We start from the raw sequence: 16,189 nt of genomic DNA, 5'->3' as shown, positions 1-16,189 counted from the left end.
AGTTACTTTAATAACCATATTTTTTTATTGATTTCATCAAACCCATCAAATTGACGTTCAAGTGCAGCTTCCAGATTCTCCCTGTTATATGTAGCCTCCGAACCAGGATAAAGCCATCTTAACGGTAAACCATCTTTGTTATTCTCGTTTAGACTGGTAGTGGGATCAACAGGAAATTCAGGAAATTGATTTCTACGGTATTCAAAAAAACTGGTGTCTCCATCCATCAGGAAATTTAAAATATAACGCTGCATCCAGATCTGCTCTAGTTGATCTTTTGTATTTTCAGCAAAAGCAGCTTCTTCGGTAAAATAATTATCGATATAAGCCTCATCTATTGGATTTCCATGAGCAAAATCGGTTGAGATCTCCAACATCTGAGAAAGAGCGGCTTTAACACCATCCTCATAATAATCTTTGGCAGTCCCCTGGGTAATCCAACCTCGAACATGTGCTTCCGCAAGAATAAGTTGCTGCTCGGCATAACTCAACAATCTTCTTGGTTCACTGCTCTCCTGGGTAAGGTATCGCAGATTGATAAGGGAAAATTCATCATTACTATGCATGGCATTCATTTGCGCATACTCCATAGAAACATCTACTCCTACATAAGCATCTTTATTGGATTCATCCAGACCCTCCATTATTTTGATTCCAGCAGGTTCAGCGAAATAATAAAGACGACGATCTTCGAGCTCCTTCAAAGTTTCTACGAGATGTGAACTAAGAATAGTTTTACTTGTAAAAAGGTCATTGGTACTGAAGAGTGGATGGGGGTTTTGAGTTGAGTAGCGTAAACCCCAGAAAACGCCGGGATTCTGGAACAAATTCCCCTGACTTACTATTTCCTGAAACTGTGCAGCCACATTTAATTCTTCAGCCTTAGGACTTAAACTCATTAAAACTTTTAATCTACAAGCATTTGTTGCTCTTCTCCATAGATCGGCATCTCCATTAAAAGGAGTGGGATCACCAGTAAAATTTTCGCCTTCCGCAAAATACTGGTCGGCCTCTTTCAATTCCTGAAGTATTCCTATAAAAACTTCTTTTTGAGTATCATAAGCAGGCTTATATTCCCCCTTAGCCCCTAAACCAGTTTCACTATATGGAATATCACCCATTTCCATAGTTAGGTTATAGAAAAGATAAGCCCGGGCAAATTTGGCAAGCCCTCTATAAGAGTTCTCGGCTTGTCCTCCTTCGGCATACTCGATCATTTTGTCCAGGTCAGGAAGTATCGTCATTCCTCCAAAACTGGAACTTCCAATAGAATTATATTGAGCGCCCATCTGACCTTCATTAGCATACCCCACATATTTTGGCAATGCCGAATTTGAGATAAAAGCTTTTGCATCCCCTCCAAAGCGGGTCATGCTTAAGATTACCTGAGTTGAAAGCAAGGAAGCACTGGCTTCTGTGGTGGTATCAGGATTTGTATTTATTTCATCGAAATCAGCATTACATCCTATAGCAAACAGTAAGCTAAATACTGCCAGGCCACTGATTATTTTTTTTATTTTTTTCATCTTCTTAAAATTTATATTTCAATCTTCATTAAAATGTTAGGTTAATGTTCAAACCTAAATAGCGTTGCGAGGGATCACTAAAATTATCAGAACCCCCATCAGGATCAGAATATTTAAAATCCTTTGCCCATAGCGCAAGGTTTTGCCCGATAGCCGACACAGAGCCTGAAGAAGCTCCAATAAGATCATTGAAAGTTTGTGGGAGATTATAAGACAGACTTATTTCTCTCAACTTTAGAAAAGTTGTACTATAAGTTTCCAATGGAGATGGTGGTCCCCACCATGCATTGCCTTTATGAGCTCTTTTAACCCAATTCTCATAGGTTACTGCGACATCATTTGGAGCAAATTCCCTTGTATCACTGGTAATATTACCATACGTATCATAGGCAACTTCTCCTGAAACAACCTTTACCCCTTCGGCTATATAATTAGCTGTCCCGGTAGTAGCATCCAGATAACGCTCTTCGGTTACCGAATCGGGGTGGTTACCAGATTGCCACATATACATTTCTGTTGTGGTTTGAGCTAAACCGCCCACGCGTCCATCCATGGAAATGCTTAGGCTAAAGTCCTTATATTTTAATGCGGTCCCCAATCCCCAAATCCAATCGGGGTCCGAATATCCGTATAGGGAGTGAAATGGATTATACTGTGGAAGCCCGTTAAGGTGAATAATATTTCCCTGGGCGTCTCTCTGAAATTCGTTTAGTGTAAAATGGTCTACACGCTCTCCTTCCTTCACCCAGATCTGATCTGGAGAGAACTCATCATCCAATTGCGTGTAATATCTGGCATATTTAGACCAGTTAAATGAAATATCCCATCTCCAGTCCTCTGTTCTTACCGGATTAATATTTGCAGCGATCTCAACACCTCTTCTGGTAATTTCCTCATCTGTGTTCACGTAATTGGAGGTATATCCGGAAGCCGGACTAATGCTGGTAGATCTTAGGAAATCGTACATTCTCTTTGCATAATAAGTAACATCGAATTTAGCTCTGTTGTTGAGTACATTCAAAACAGTACCAACTTCAAATGTGGAAGAAGATTCGGGTCGAACATCAGTTCCTCTAATAACGTTAGGAAATGTAGCAGCGCTTAAATTATCCCAGGCGTTATTGGTGATATTGTAAATATTATTGGTTGCATAAATACCCGCCGGAGTCTTGGATGAGGTCCAGGAACCCCGAAGCTTCCAAAAGGAAAGCCAATCGATCTCCGGAAGTACTTCTGAAACCACAAAACTTGTGGCTACCGAAGGATATAGATAAGATCTGGTAGATTCAGGTAATGTTGAACTCCAGTCATTTCTTAAAGTTCCTTCTAAAAAGGCGATATCGTTCCATGATGCCGAAAGTCTACCGTACAAACTGTTAACCTGTCTTTTATATAAGCGGGAATTAACCGCTGGAGGGTTAACCGATCCTTTAAGGGAATAAAACCCCGGAACCGAAAGACCGGCTTGTGTTCTTGATTCTATACCTTCGTCTTGCGTATAAAAAATAGTACCACCGGCTAAACCTTCTAAATTAAAATCTCCAAATTCATGATCGGCTGATAATAGGAAATCACTGTTTATACTATACCCACGGCCAATACCTATATTAAAAGATCCTTTTTGAGATTCTCCCCATATCTGAGAGCCTCCCTCAATAACGGTGGAGGTACCCCCTCCCTGGAAAGACCCTTTTGAAATGCGTACTACCTGCCTGTTGGTATAGGAGTCGTATCCTGTACGAAAAGTTGCATTCAACCAGGGAGTCAACTCATAACCTGCAGAGAAAAATCCATTAAAGATATCTTTATTTAATTCATGAATTCTCTCATTCCTATCGAAATACGGGTTATTATTAATGGAAGTATAACTACTATTCTGTACCTCATTTTCTACTAACCAGTAGTCCTTATAATCTCTTATATCATAGTCTGGAGAGGCCCAAACCAGAATATTATACATAGGATCATAACCGGTATAACCACTAAATCCAATATTTGGAGAATCTTGTTTATTGTAGGAGATAGAAGAAGATAAATTAAACCTTCCGGCTGTCATATCTCCTGATAAACTATAAGTTAATTTATCAAAGTCTGAATTAGGGTATTGTCCCTTATTATTAACCCAGGATGCCGAAGAACGAAGGCTCCCGTTTTCCCCCTGTTGAACAACGCTAATATTATTATTCAGAATATGGCCCTGCTCAAGGAAGTTGGCGAAATTATCCTTCCCTCTTGCAGTAAACGGCATGGGTTGCATAGATTTTGAAACCGGATCCCACTGAATTACTTCCTGGCCTTCTAATGGAGGTCCCCAGGAACCATTACCAGATCTCACATATTCGTTGGTATTGGTATTCACCTTCCTTCCGTAAGTAGATTGTGTTTCAGGGATGGCAAGGTATCCCGCAGTAAACATAGTACTACTATTTAAGGAAACACTTAAGCCCTGGTTCTTAGCACCTTTCTTAGTGGTAATCATAATTGCACCACTATCACCTCTAAATCCGTACAGTGCCGAGGCTGTAGCTCCTTTTAAGACATCAATAGTTTCGATATCATCAGAGGGAATATCTCTTAAGCTCATATTCCCATAAGGCACTCCATCAATAACAATTAAGGGATTCTCACCACGTAATTCAATTTCAGGAGCAGCGGTGAACTCGGTACTGTTTTTCACTAATAATCCGGCAACCTTCCCTGTTAAAGAAGTTCCTACATCTACCCCTTTTACAGTGGTTAGCTCTTCCCCCTGTACTTTTTGGGTGGCATACCCTAAGGCCTTTTCCTGTCGTTTTATACCAAGGGCTGTGACTATAACTTCATCAAGAGCACTAGCACTCTCTTCCATAGTGATAACCTGGAAAGTACTGGTATTAAAATTTACTTCCTTTGTTTCATATCCTATAAAGGAAATAAGCAGAGTGACATTAGGCTCTGAAACATTCAAGCTGAAATTACCATCAAAATCGGTGTTTACCCCATTTGAAGTTCCTTTTTCAATGACGGTAGCCCCGGGTAAAGGCATGCCATTTTCATCCTGCACCTGTCCTTCTACTGTATCATCCTGAGAAGCGGCAGCATCTAAAGTAAGGGTGATATTATTTCCTACTATTTTAAAATTATACCTCGTAGCCTGAGAAAGCTCAGCCAGTACCACAGATAGTTCCTGGTTCGTAAAATTAAAGGCTCCAGCTACCTGGGCTTTTGGGTTTATATTGCTTGCGAATGCAAATTTGTAATCGGTCTTACCTTCAATCTCAGCGATAATTTGATTTAAACTGGGATTTTCGAACGAAACGGAAATTTCCTGAGAAAAACCGGTTAAAGACCAACAAAAAAACAGTGTAAAAATTAGTTTCTTCATATTGAATTTAGTTAAATTTGGGAAATAGAAAGCCTCTCGACCCGCTAAAGTCGTTTGTGCTTTATTTTGAATTTTTATAAAAGAGTCCTCTATTTGATCGTGGCGGACTCTTTTTATTTTTTAAATATTGTCACTTTCTTTTGTTCCTTGTTCACTTCATAATTGGTTTTATTTATTATTGATAGGATATTTAAAACTTGTTCGAGGGAATCAGATTTATTGATTCTTAAGGTCACTCTTTTGTTTTCCATTATTGAATCAGTATGGAATTCATATCCAAACCGGTCGCTTAGAAAATCAAACAGTTTTTCTATCTCCAGATAATTGACATCGATGAATTTATTTCCTGCCTCAAAAGACAAAATCGTCTCAAATTTTTCTATTGAAGTACGACCGTTTTTATAAACCAATGATTCTCCAGGGATAATAGCAAAAGATTCAGCTTTATCCTTAATGGAAACCAGGACTCGACCCGAGAAAAGAGTTACCCGTGTATTACTTGCATTTTCATCCTCTTCTTCGATTAAGAAAGAAGTCCCTAGAACGGTAGTAGTTGTTGCCTGGGTTTTAACTTCAAATCTTTTTAAAGTATCCCGTACAACATCGAAAAAAGCATTTCCTTTCAAAGAAACATTTCTTTTTTCAAATTCCTTTGCATATTCAATCTCCGACCCCGGCTGCAAGATCACCAAACTCCCATCAGGCAGATTAACTTCTTTATTAGCAATTGAGTTATTAACTATATGCATGGAACTTTCCGAAAGAGAGAGGTAAGCATATCCCGCTAAAAGGGCAACAAAAATTGCCGCTGCTGAATATATTTTGATTAAATGTGACTTTTTGTGATTTTTTTTCTTAGAAATCGTTTTCGAAAAATCATTCCAGGAATCCTCTATAACGTCTTCCGACAGGTTTTCATAACTGCCCTTCCAGGCTCTTTCCATCTCTTGATTAATATCGGAATCGTAATTTTTCACCTTTTTAAATATAGGATTATACTACTATAACAATTGAGTAATGGAAAGTTCCTAAGGAAAAGAGAAAAAATTCAGAATTTAAATTTTTCCTTTTAAAAATAAAGTAGCCAGGTAAATTTGATTTGCGATGGTTTTCTTTGAAATGCCCAGATTTTCAGAGATCTCCTCATAGCTAAGGTTATTGATCTTGTGCATAAGAAAAATTTCTTTCCTTTTCTCAGGCATCTCAGCTATTATCTTATCAAATCGGTTTTTATTTTGTTGATACCGCTCATCCTCATTTTCTTCAGGAGAAGAAGAATCTGGTATATATGAATCTGGATTACCGGAAATTCGGGTGAATTTCAGATCTCTTTTTTGCTGATTAATAATGATGTTTTTGCATATCACAAAAATTTGCTTGTCAAACAATACATCTTCCTTGAGAAGTTCTCTATTCTCCCATAATTTAAGAAAGCTTTGTTGAACAAAATCATTAGCTTCAGTTTTAGAATTACCAAATTTAATGGCAAATTCATATAATTTGGAATAATAGTCTTTATACACTTTTTCCAGTGCAGGCAAGCTCCCAGCCTTGAGTGCTTCCACTAAAAAATATGTATCTACCCTTTCCAATCGTAATTAAATTTTATCACGGGTAAACTTAAAATTTTGTTAATCAAAATAAAAGAAGAAAAGAATATTATTTCTTGAAATTAATGTTAATTAAAATCAGGAAACCCCACCTCAAAGCAAGGTAAATAGCCTCAAGATTCCCGGGAGAAAGAGGGATTTTCAAAAACCTTCCAAAAACAAAAAAGCCTCTTCCCGCAAAGCGGAAAAAAGCTTCTCATCAGTCGACCATGAAATCCTGGAAGTCCAGGAATTTCAATGGTTAACTACACAATCCCGAATAATCGGGACAAACAACACAACTAATCTTTAGCGCCAAAAAAAGCCCCCCATTTTGAGGAGCTTCTTTGCAACTTTGCGGTCTGGACGAGACTCGAACTCGCGACCCCCTGCGTGACAGGCAGGTATTCTAACCAACTGAACTACCAGACCGTTGCGTTATTGCGAGGGCAAATATACTACCGATTTTAGATTACACAAACCTTTTTTTTACTTTTTTCAAGCTTATTTTTTACACCCTAGACAAGCTTTTGTCTTTCAAGCATATAAGCAGTGAGAATATTATCAAAATTTTTATTGATATCGGCTTGTACATAGCTTATCTTATATTTTGCACACTCCATTTTCAGATCGTTTACGTATTGCTCTACCGCTTTTCTGTAGCTTTCCTGAATATTTTCCGAATAAAGATCTATCTCTGCACCGGTTTCCACATCGGTAAATCGTCTGGGGCTGTTATCAAAGTCAAAGTTTAGCTCTTTTTTTTTATCCAGAACGTGAAAGAGAACCACCTCGTGCCTGTTATATTTCAAATGTCTTAGAGCTTCAAAGAGTTCACCTTCTTCAGCATCGGCCTGAAACATATCTGTAAACAACAAAACCAGGGAACGCCGCTTTAATTTCTCGGCGATCTGATGAAGATAGGTATAAGTATCTGTCGCTTTTTTTTGTCCTCCTTTAAGGAGCATTTGTTCCAGGGCATTCAGCAACATAAAATAGTGCCTTTCACTGCCCATTTCCGGAGCGTAAAACTCAAATTTATCACTATAAATACTTAAACCCATAGCATCCCGCTGCCGCTTTAAAATTTGCATTATACTGGCCGTTGCTAAAGCCGAAAATCCAATCTTATTTAAAGAATCTATACTGAATTGCTCCAGTTTTGGGTAATGCATGGAAGCCGAATTATCTATGATAAAATGACACCTAAGGTTGGTTTCCTCTTCATATCGCCGGGTATAAAGCTTATCGGTCCTGGCGTAGAGCTTCCAGTCAATATGCTTGGTGCTTTCTCCAGCATTGTAGATCTTATGTTCAGCAAACTCTGCAGAAAAACCATGAAACGGACTTTTATGTATTCCAGAGATATAACCTTCTACCACCTGCCGGGCTAACAGGTCGAGATTAGAAAATCCTGATAGTTTATGTATTTCCCGTTTTAAGTCCATTGCTCTAAGATAGCGATTAGACATAAAAAAATCCCGGATAGACCGGGATTTTTAAAGTTATATATGCTTGCAAACAACTACATAAGTTGATCTAAAGCCTCAGCATAAGTATTTTTTGGAGCTACTCCAACCTGACGGCCTACAACCTCTCCGTTTTGGAAAATAAGAACCGTTGGGATGTTACGTACCCCGTACTTTGCGGCAAATTCCTGGTTGGCATCTACATCAAGTTTTGCAACCACGGCTTTCCCATCATATTCTTCACTAATTTCCTCAATGATAGGTCCCACCATTCTACAAGGTCCGCACCATGCAGCCCAAAAATCTACTAAAACTGGTTTATCACTTTTTAATACTTTTTCTTCAAAAGTAGCATCGGTTATTTCAATTGCCATAATATTTGTTTTTATAACGTTTTGTGTTTCGTTTAAATCAATTGTAAAATTAGTCAAATATTTTCGGTTTCCTTACAAACTCAATATTGTATTTCATTATGAGAACATTAGGTGTCTTTATTCCAGTAAATTCGGCTAATTCAGCTTATATAAAACCTGTTGTTCTTCCAGAGCAGTAAGCAATTCCTGCGAGATTTGCACCTTCTGTTTCCTGCTGGGCATATGCAGTTTCACCTGTTCTTTCATCTCATAAACCACAAAATTCAGAATGTGATTTCCGCGATGATTTCTAAAGGTCTCCTTCATCCACTGAATATTATCCTCTTTCAGGTCGTCAATATTAAGTTGAATAGTGAGCTTTTTTGCAAAGGTATCCATCACTTCGTGTAACAGCATAAAATCTGTAAATTGAATTTTAGGATCGAATTTTTTTCCGGTTTCTTTATTATGCCAGCCCTCTTTTATATTGATCTTTATATGAACAAAGGAATTAGGCACCAAAAAATGTCTGAATTTAAGGTACTCCTCTTTAAACAACTTAAACTCATAAGAAGAATTGTAATCTTCTACCGTAAAGATTGCCCAGCCCTGTCCCTGTTTGGTGGTTCGGTGCTGCACATCACTTATCACCCCTCCCAAAGTTAGAGAACGATTAACACAACGTTCCAGATCCTCCAGATCGGCGAGTACGGCATTGCAGAAATACTTCATCTCCAGCCTGAAATCATCCAGAGGGTGTCCTGAAATATAAATTCCTACCACTTCTTTTTCCCGACGCAGTTTTTCCATGGTACCCCATTCTTCACACGGAGGCACTTCAGGTTCTGGGATTTGCACTTCGCTGGCTTCCCCAAACAAGCTTACCTGGGAGGAATTCTGATTTTCCTGAAATTTAGCGGCATATTTCACCACTTTCTCAAGAAAGCTTATCCCATCTCCCTCATCATGAAAGTATTGAGCGCGGTGGGTATCGCCAAACCCATCAAAGCCTCCTGCCAGGGCCAGATTCTCAAAAGCTTTTTTATTGGCGGCACGCAAATCTATGCGCTTAGCCATATCAAAGATAGATTTGTACGGCCCTTCCTCGGTTTTACGGTTTTCTACTATAGTGGCTACCGCTCCGGCTCCAACACCTTTAATGGCCCCCATTCCAAAGCGTACCGCATTTTCCTTATTTACCGAAAACTTGTAGTAAGATTCATTTACATCGGGCCCAAGCACATTAAGCTTCATTCGCTTACATTCCTCCATAAAGAAGGTCACCTGCTTGATGTCATTCATATTATTGGAAAGCACCGCTGCCATATATTCGGCCGGATAATGGGCTTTTAAGTAGGCGGTTTGGTATGCAATCCAGGCATAACAGGTAGAATGCGATTTGTTAAAAGCATACGCAGCAAAGGCTTCCCAATCTTTCCAGATTTTCTCCAAAACATCCCGCGGATGCCCTTTTGCTTCTCCTCCGTCCAGGAATTTTGGTTTGAGTTGTTCCAGTAAGGCAAAGATCTTTTTCCCCATCGCTTTCCGAAGAACATCGGCTTCACCTTTGGTAAATCCTGCAAGCTTTTGTGATAGCAACATCACCTGCTCCTGGTAAACCGTAATCCCATAGGTTTCCTGGAGGTATTCCTCCATATCGGGCAAATCGTAGGCAATCTCTTCCTGGCCATGTTTTCGGGCGATAAAGCTGGGAATATATTCCATCGGACCGGGGCGGTACAGGGCGTTCATCGCGATAAGATCATCAAAAACCGTGGGTTTGAGATCTTTCATATGTTTCTGCATCCCCGGCGATTCATATTGAAAAATCCCAACCGTTTCCCCGCGCTGGAACAGCTTGTAGGTTTCCTCATCGTCCAGCGGAAAGCTGTCAGGATCAAGATCAATATCGTGTCGTCCTTTAACGATCTTCACCGTATCTTTTATTAAGGTAAGGGTCTTAAGCCCCAGGAAGTCCATTTTCAGCAATCCGGCATTTTCTACCACCGAGTTATCGAACTGGGTAACATAAAGCTCAGAATCCTTTGCTACTGAAACCGGCACATAATTGGTGATATCACTTGGAGTAATAATTACCCCGCAGGCGTGAATTCCGGTGTTTCTAACAGAGCCCTCCAGGATTCTGGCCTGGTTAACCGTTTGTGCTTCCAGGTCATCCCCTTCCGAAATATTTAAAAGTTCATTTACCTTGTCGAGCTCTTCACTTCTGAATTTCTTCTTCAGGTCTTTCTCCTCCATTCCGAAGATCTTGCTGAGTTTAGCCATATTCGGAATAAGCTTAGAAATTCTGTCGGCATCCATTAAGGGAAGGTCCAGCACCCTGGCAGTATCCCTTATTGAGGATTTAGCGGCCATAGTTCCGTAGGTAATAATTTGTGCTACCTGATTGGCGCCATATTTCTGAATCACATAATCCATCACCCGGCTTCGGCCCTCATCATCAAAATCAATATCAATATCGGGCATGCTCACACGATCCGGATTAAGAAAACGCTCAAAAAGTAAGTCATACTTTATCGGATCAATATTGGTAATCCCAAGACAATAAGCCACGGCACTACCCGCAGCCGATCCCCTTCCCGGCCCGACTGACACATCCATATTCCTGGCTTCGCGAATAAAATCTTCTACGATGAGAAAATACCCCGGATAACCGGTATTCTCAATTACCGAGAGTTCAAAATCCAACCTTTCTTTAATATCAGGAGTGATCTCGCCATAACGGTCTTTAGCGCCTTCGTAAGTGATATGTTTGAGGTAGGCATTCTCCCCGCGTTTCCCTCCATCCAGATTATCCTCGGGATGAAGAAATTCATCGGGAATAGTAAATGCAGGTAACAGTACGTCCCGCGCCAGTTCAAAAGGTTCAATCTTATCGATAATCTCCTTAATATTCGAAATAGCTTCGGGCAGATCCTTAAAGAGATTCTTCATCTCTTCTGAACTTTTGAAATAATATTCCTGATTAGGCAAACCGTAACGGTAACCACGACCCCGGCCTATTGGGGTAGCCTGCTTTTCACCATCCTTTACACACAGGAGAATATCGTGAGCATTGGCGTCTTCTTTAGCGCAGTAATACGTATTATTTGAAGCAACCAGCTTTACATCGTGTTTTTTTGAAAACTGCACCAGCACTTCATTCACACGGTTTTCCTCTTCCTGGCCGTGGCGCATTAACTCAATATAAAGATCGTCCCCAAATTGTTCTTTCCACCATAGCAAGGCCTCTTCTGCCTGATTTTCGCCAACATTAAGCACCTTGCCAGGCACTTCCCCGTATAGGTTTCCTGTGAGCACAATGATATCTTCCTTGTACTCCTTAATGATTTCCTTATCTATTCGCGGAACATAATAGAACCCATCGGTATAGGCTTTTGAAGACATTTTTGCGAGGTTATGATAACCTTTTTTATTCTTGGCGAGCATCACGATTTGATACCCGTTGTCTTTACGGGATTTATCGGCGTGATTTTCACAAACAAAGAATTCACAGCCTAGAACGGCCTTTAATTCCTTAGCCACCGGCGGTTCATTATTAGCCAGTGCCTCTTCATTTTTTGTTTTTACAGATTTATTGTAGTCCCCAACCTCCTTTACAAAATGGAAGGCTCCCATCATATTTCCATGATCGGTAAGGGCTACGGCAGGCATATTCTCTTTAGCAGCGACCTCCACCAGGTCTTTTATACTGATGGTGGATTGAAGAATGGAAAACTGCGAATGATTATGTAAATGTGCAAAGGGGATCTCATCGAGTTTTTGCAGGTTCTCCTCGATCTCCTCTGTGGTAATTTCTTCAGAAGCCTGTTGTTTTTGAAGCTCTTTCCTTATTCTTTCTGAAGCCTTCTTTAAATTGATATGCTTTAACCCAATAAGCTGAAAGGGTTCCGGGTTATGTTCCTCAAAGCGCTCTAAATACCCGGCTGGCATTTCCAATTTGTTGGTACTAAAGGCCCTTCTTCGGATAAGTTCCAGGAAACAACGGGTGGTTGCCTCAACATCGGCAGTAGCGTTGTGGGCTTCTCCAAAAGGCTCATCAAACAGATATTCATGAAGCTCAGTTAGGGTAGGAAGCTTAAACCTTCCTCCCCGGCCTCCGGGAATTTTACATAAATCGGCAGTGATTTCGGTACAGGTATCCAGAACAGGTAATTCCTGCAAGCTGTTTTCTACATTCTTTCTGTAGAATTCGGCGCCCATGATGTTCAGGTCAAAACCAACATTCTGACCAACTACAAATTTGGTTTTATCCAGTGCCGCCTGAAATTTCTCAAGGACTTCCATCAGGCTTATTCCTTCCTGTTCGGCCAGCTCTGTAGAGATCCCATGAATCTTTTCAGCATCAAACGGAATATTAAAGCCTTCAGGTTTTACCAGGTAATCCTGACTTTCCAACAGGTTACCCATTTCGTCATGCAACTGCCAGGCAATCTGTATACACCTGGGCCAATTATCGGTATCGGTAAGAGGAGCATTCCAGCGTTTAGGTAATCCGGTGGTTTCGGTATCAAATATCAGGTACATGGGCTGTAAGTAGTTAAGGCATCCAGCTGATTACCAGCCTTCAGCACAAGAGTTTTAAATAAAAAACAGGAGGCTAAAAATATGGAATTTTAATGTCGACTAAAAAGAAACTTTTTAGGATTTATTAACTGTTTTGGAAAGCCTGAAAAAACGCTCCTGCACTATTGAATAAAAAAACCTCACAGAAGGCGCATTGAGCAATCTGTGAGGTCTGTACGAACACTAAAAACTACTACTACATCAATCAAACATCTGCTCGTACATCTTAACATTATTAATACTAGTTTGTATATGTCTTTGCTGGCGATTTAGCTTCGAATTAAGGCTTGGGGGAAGATCGGTTTCGGTAGTTATATCTTTATAATCTTCCAGTGCAGCTTGTTCACCCTTAAGTGTTTCTTGCAGGATGACTTCTTCATCATCACCTGAAAGTGCAGTTTTCAAATCCATCCAGGTGCGGTGCATACTACCAGTGCTACTTCCTCCATTTTCGGGCACCTGTCCATATCCGGCAATTTCGTCACGCAATTCCTTAATAAACATTTTTCGTTCCTGAGATTTCTGGCGGAAAAAGTCGCTCAACCTATCATTTTTCACTTTCTCTGCAGCCTTCTGAAAGCCTTTTTCGGCATCATAACTTTTCTCGAGCAACTCGTTGAGCTTCTCACCCATTTCTTCTTTCGTTCTTTTCATATCTGTTTTTTTAGTCGGCCTGAATTCTCAGGCTCTTCACTTTATTTAAAGCAGCGACAATATCGTTTTTCTGCTTTAGCAGAATATTAGCTGTGCTGGCAGGCACCTCGGGATCATCCAGTATCTCTTTATATTCTTCTATGGCTATTTTTTCACCTCTCACAGCTTCCTCTAAAGCCGGTTCAGCTTTATTGGTAGAAAGCGTGGTTTTTAAATTCATCCAGGTACGGTGCATATCCCCGGTAAGGCTGGACTTTTCCTTAGGCATTTCCCCAAAATTCCTGATCTCAGATTTAAGCCGGTGAATAAAATCGTAGCGCTCTTCTGCCCTTTCAGTAAAAAAAGCTTTTAACTGAGGGTCTTTTACATTTTCGGAAGCAAAACGATACCCCTTTTCTGCATCAATATTCTTTTCCAGGAGCCGGTTGAGTTTTTCGGCAATTTTTTCGGGGTATTTCATAGTGGCTATTTATTAATTTTTCAGTTATAAATATAGAGCCACAAAGCTTATTCAACAAGCTGTTTAACAGGCTTTAGCACTAATTAACTGCTTTTAACAACGGGAGGATAGAAAGCTAAAAAACCTTCAGAATAATTATGATTTTTAGCTTATACCACAATTGTATTTGCAAAGACTTGTAAATTAGAAAATTGTAGTATCTTTGCAGCCTTATTAATAATCGGGGTCGGGAACCCCACAAATTAATTTTTATGCCAGTAAAATTAAGATTACAGAGACACGGTAAAAAAGGAAAACCTTTTTTCTGGATCGTAGCCGCCGATGCGCGTGCTAAAAGAGATGGTAAATTTCTTGACAAATTAGGAATTTACAATCCAAACACCAATCCTGCAACTATCGAACTTGATATTGACGGAGCGGTAAAATGGTTAGAAAACGGGGCGCAACCAACAGATACGGCTCGTGCTATCCTTTCTTACAAAGGTGTTATGCTAAAAAGACACCTTGCCGGCGGAGTGAAAAAAGGTGCTTTAACTGAAGAAGAGGCTGAGAAGAAATTCCAGGCCTGGTTGGAAGAAAAAGAAGCCAAGATCAACGCCAAGAAAGAAAATCTTTCCAAAGAGCAGCAAGCTGAAAAAGCTAAAGCTCTTGAAGCTGAAAAGGAAGCCAATGCAAAGCGTGAAGCTGAAGCTAAAGAAGCTCTAGCTGCCGAGGAAGCTGAACAAGAAGCTGAAGCTGCTGCAGATACTGCAGAAGCCCAGGCTGAAGACGCTGCCGATGCACAAACTGCCGAAGAAGCAAAAACAGAAGAGAAAAAAGACTAATTCTCAGGCGACGATGACTAAAGATGAATGTTTCTATTTAGGAAAGATCGTTGCTAAATTTAGTTTTAAAGGGGAGGTGCTCATCAAACTGGACACCGATGAACCTGAAGCTTACACAGAAATGGAATCGGTTCTCATTGAATACAATGAGAATCTGGTTCCATTTTTTATTGAAAGAAGTTCACTACAAAAAAGCACCCTGCTCCGCGTTAAATTTGAAGATATTGACACCGAAGAAGACGCCGAAGACCTTATTGGCGCCCATACTTATCTTCCACTATCTATGCTTCCCGAACTGGAAGAAGACCAGTTCTATTACCACGAGATCATAGGTTTTGAGGTTATCGATGCCGAGCACGGTAATATTGGTGTAATCACCGGCATCAACGATTCTACCGCGCAAGCACTTTTCGAGATCAAAAAAGGAGATAAAGATCTTCTTATCCCAATGAACGACGAGTTTATCGAAAAGATAGACAAATCCAATAAAACTATATACCTAACTACTCCTGAAGGATTGGTGGAGATGTATCTTGGGTGATCGTTATTGCGAGGCAGGCGATAGCCTGACGTTGCAATCAATCCTTTGTGAAATAAAACATACTCAAAGTCACTCTATTTTTCAATTCAAAAGATTGTTTCAGTTGCAAAAAAGCAACTTTGCAATGACGCATAGCTTGGTTTTTTCCGTCATTGCGAGGAACAATTCGACTGGAGGAGAATTGTGACGTGGCAATCTGTCAAAAGAAAGTGGAATTTTTCAACAAAAGATTACTTCAGCTGCCAAAAAGCAGCTTCGCAATGACGCTTCAAGGTACATTCGTCATTGCGAGCGACGAAGGAGCGCGGCAACCTTATGTAATTTATCCTAAAATCATATCTTTAGAAAGATCAATCCAATCTGGATTCTGGCCGTTTATAAGTTTTTCTTTTCGGGATCGGTTTCCAGATTTAATTTTCTTTTCATATTCAATCGCCTGATTTATTTCGCTGAATTCCTGAACAAAAACAAGTTTTTCACAATTATACTTCGCGGCAAATCCTTCATATATTTTATGGTTATGCTGATACATTCTTTTCTGAATATTGGAGGTATCTCCGGTATAGAAAACTGTATTATTTTTATTGGTTAGTATATACACCCAGGATTTTTGCATATTATAAAAATATGGACCTACTCAAATTAGAGAAATAAGGGAATTTACTGAATATATGGATGAGATTGCTTCAGCTGCGAAAAGGCAGCTTCGCAATGACGCTTTGAAGAATTGTTTTCGTCATTGCGAGCGACGTAGGAGCGTGACAATCTGTTCTTATTAACCTTTTTCTAAAATCACTCTTTCTTCAGCTCAACAGATTGCTT

12 protein-coding genes and 1 tRNA gene are annotated in these 16,189 nt (G+C 39.9%); 2 read left to right on the top strand and 11 right to left on the bottom strand.

Annotated elements, in window-relative coordinates:
* Window positions 1–2: 2 nt before the first annotated feature.
* The 10 genes from BUW93_RS07425 to BUW93_RS07380 form a co-directional block, all read right to left on the bottom strand.
* Window positions 3–1,526 carry a SusD/RagB family nutrient-binding outer membrane lipoprotein gene (locus BUW93_RS07425; protein WP_081210666.1) on the bottom strand — a complete coding sequence of 508 codons (1,524 nt, stop codon included), beginning with the start codon at window positions 1,524–1,526 and terminating at the stop codon, window positions 3–5.
* Between the two features lie 28 nt (window positions 1,527–1,554).
* Complete coding sequence (locus tag BUW93_RS07420; RefSeq protein ID WP_081210664.1) at window positions 1,555–4,890, bottom strand: SusC/RagA family TonB-linked outer membrane protein; 3,336 nt, start codon at window positions 4,888–4,890, stop codon at window positions 1,555–1,557.
* Between the two features lie 113 nt (window positions 4,891–5,003).
* Complete coding sequence (locus BUW93_RS07415; RefSeq protein WP_081210662.1) at window positions 5,004–5,867, bottom strand: FecR family protein; 864 nt, start codon at window positions 5,865–5,867, stop codon at window positions 5,004–5,006.
* A 78-nt stretch (window positions 5,868–5,945) separates the two neighbouring features.
* A complete protein-coding gene (locus BUW93_RS07410) occupies window positions 5,946–6,482 on the bottom strand; it encodes an RNA polymerase sigma factor (RefSeq protein ID WP_081210660.1) in 537 nt (178 codons plus the stop codon).
* Between the two features lie 355 nt (window positions 6,483–6,837).
* Window positions 6,838–6,911: transfer RNA gene (locus tag BUW93_RS07405), tRNA-Asp, on the bottom strand.
* 86 nt (window positions 6,912–6,997) lie between these two features.
* On the bottom strand, window positions 6,998–7,927 hold the full coding sequence (locus BUW93_RS07400) for a DUF58 domain-containing protein (protein ID WP_081210658.1): 930 nt from the start codon (window positions 7,925–7,927) through the stop codon (window positions 6,998–7,000).
* A 77-nt stretch (window positions 7,928–8,004) separates the two neighbouring features.
* Window positions 8,005–8,337, bottom strand: coding sequence for a thioredoxin (gene trxA, locus BUW93_RS07395; RefSeq protein WP_262507179.1), 333 nt, complete (start codon window positions 8,335–8,337; stop codon window positions 8,005–8,007).
* Window positions 8,338–8,457: 120 nt separating this feature from the next.
* Window positions 8,458–12,849, bottom strand: a complete 4,392-nt coding sequence (dnaE, locus tag BUW93_RS07390; protein ID WP_081210654.1) for a DNA polymerase III subunit alpha — start codon at window positions 12,847–12,849, stop codon at window positions 8,458–8,460.
* A 240-nt stretch (window positions 12,850–13,089) separates the two neighbouring features.
* The gene (locus BUW93_RS07385; protein WP_081210652.1) at window positions 13,090–13,542 is read right to left on the bottom strand and encodes a ferritin-like domain-containing protein; all 453 of its coding nucleotides are present in this window, start codon (window positions 13,540–13,542) and stop codon (window positions 13,090–13,092) included.
* 10 nt (window positions 13,543–13,552) lie between these two features.
* On the bottom strand, window positions 13,553–14,002 hold the full coding sequence (locus tag BUW93_RS07380; RefSeq protein WP_081210650.1) for a ferritin-like domain-containing protein: 450 nt from the start codon (window positions 14,000–14,002) through the stop codon (window positions 13,553–13,555).
* Between the two features lie 251 nt (window positions 14,003–14,253).
* Here BUW93_RS07380 and BUW93_RS07375 point away from each other — a divergent pair, with 251 nt between their 5' ends.
* The gene (locus BUW93_RS07375; protein WP_081210648.1) at window positions 14,254–14,826 is read left to right on the top strand and encodes a 30S ribosomal protein S16; all 573 of its coding nucleotides are present in this window, start codon (window positions 14,254–14,256) and stop codon (window positions 14,824–14,826) included.
* A gap of 13 nt (window positions 14,827–14,839) precedes the next feature.
* A complete protein-coding gene (gene rimM, locus BUW93_RS07370) occupies window positions 14,840–15,367 on the top strand; it encodes a ribosome maturation factor RimM (protein ID WP_081210646.1) in 528 nt (175 codons plus the stop codon).
* Window positions 15,368–15,689: 322 nt separating this feature from the next.
* Here the strand turns inward: rimM and BUW93_RS07365 are convergent, their stop codons facing one another.
* Complete coding sequence (locus tag BUW93_RS07365; RefSeq protein WP_081210644.1) at window positions 15,690–15,983, bottom strand: GIY-YIG nuclease family protein; 294 nt, start codon at window positions 15,981–15,983, stop codon at window positions 15,690–15,692.
* Window positions 15,984–16,189 lie beyond the last annotated feature (206 nt).

Source organism: Salegentibacter sediminis (assembly GCF_002078605.1).
Classification (GTDB): Bacteria; Bacteroidota; Bacteroidia; order Flavobacteriales; family Flavobacteriaceae; genus Salegentibacter; species Salegentibacter sediminis.
The sequence above is the reverse complement of the archived record's forward strand: the minus strand, read 5'-3'. Positions and strand labels throughout refer to the sequence as shown.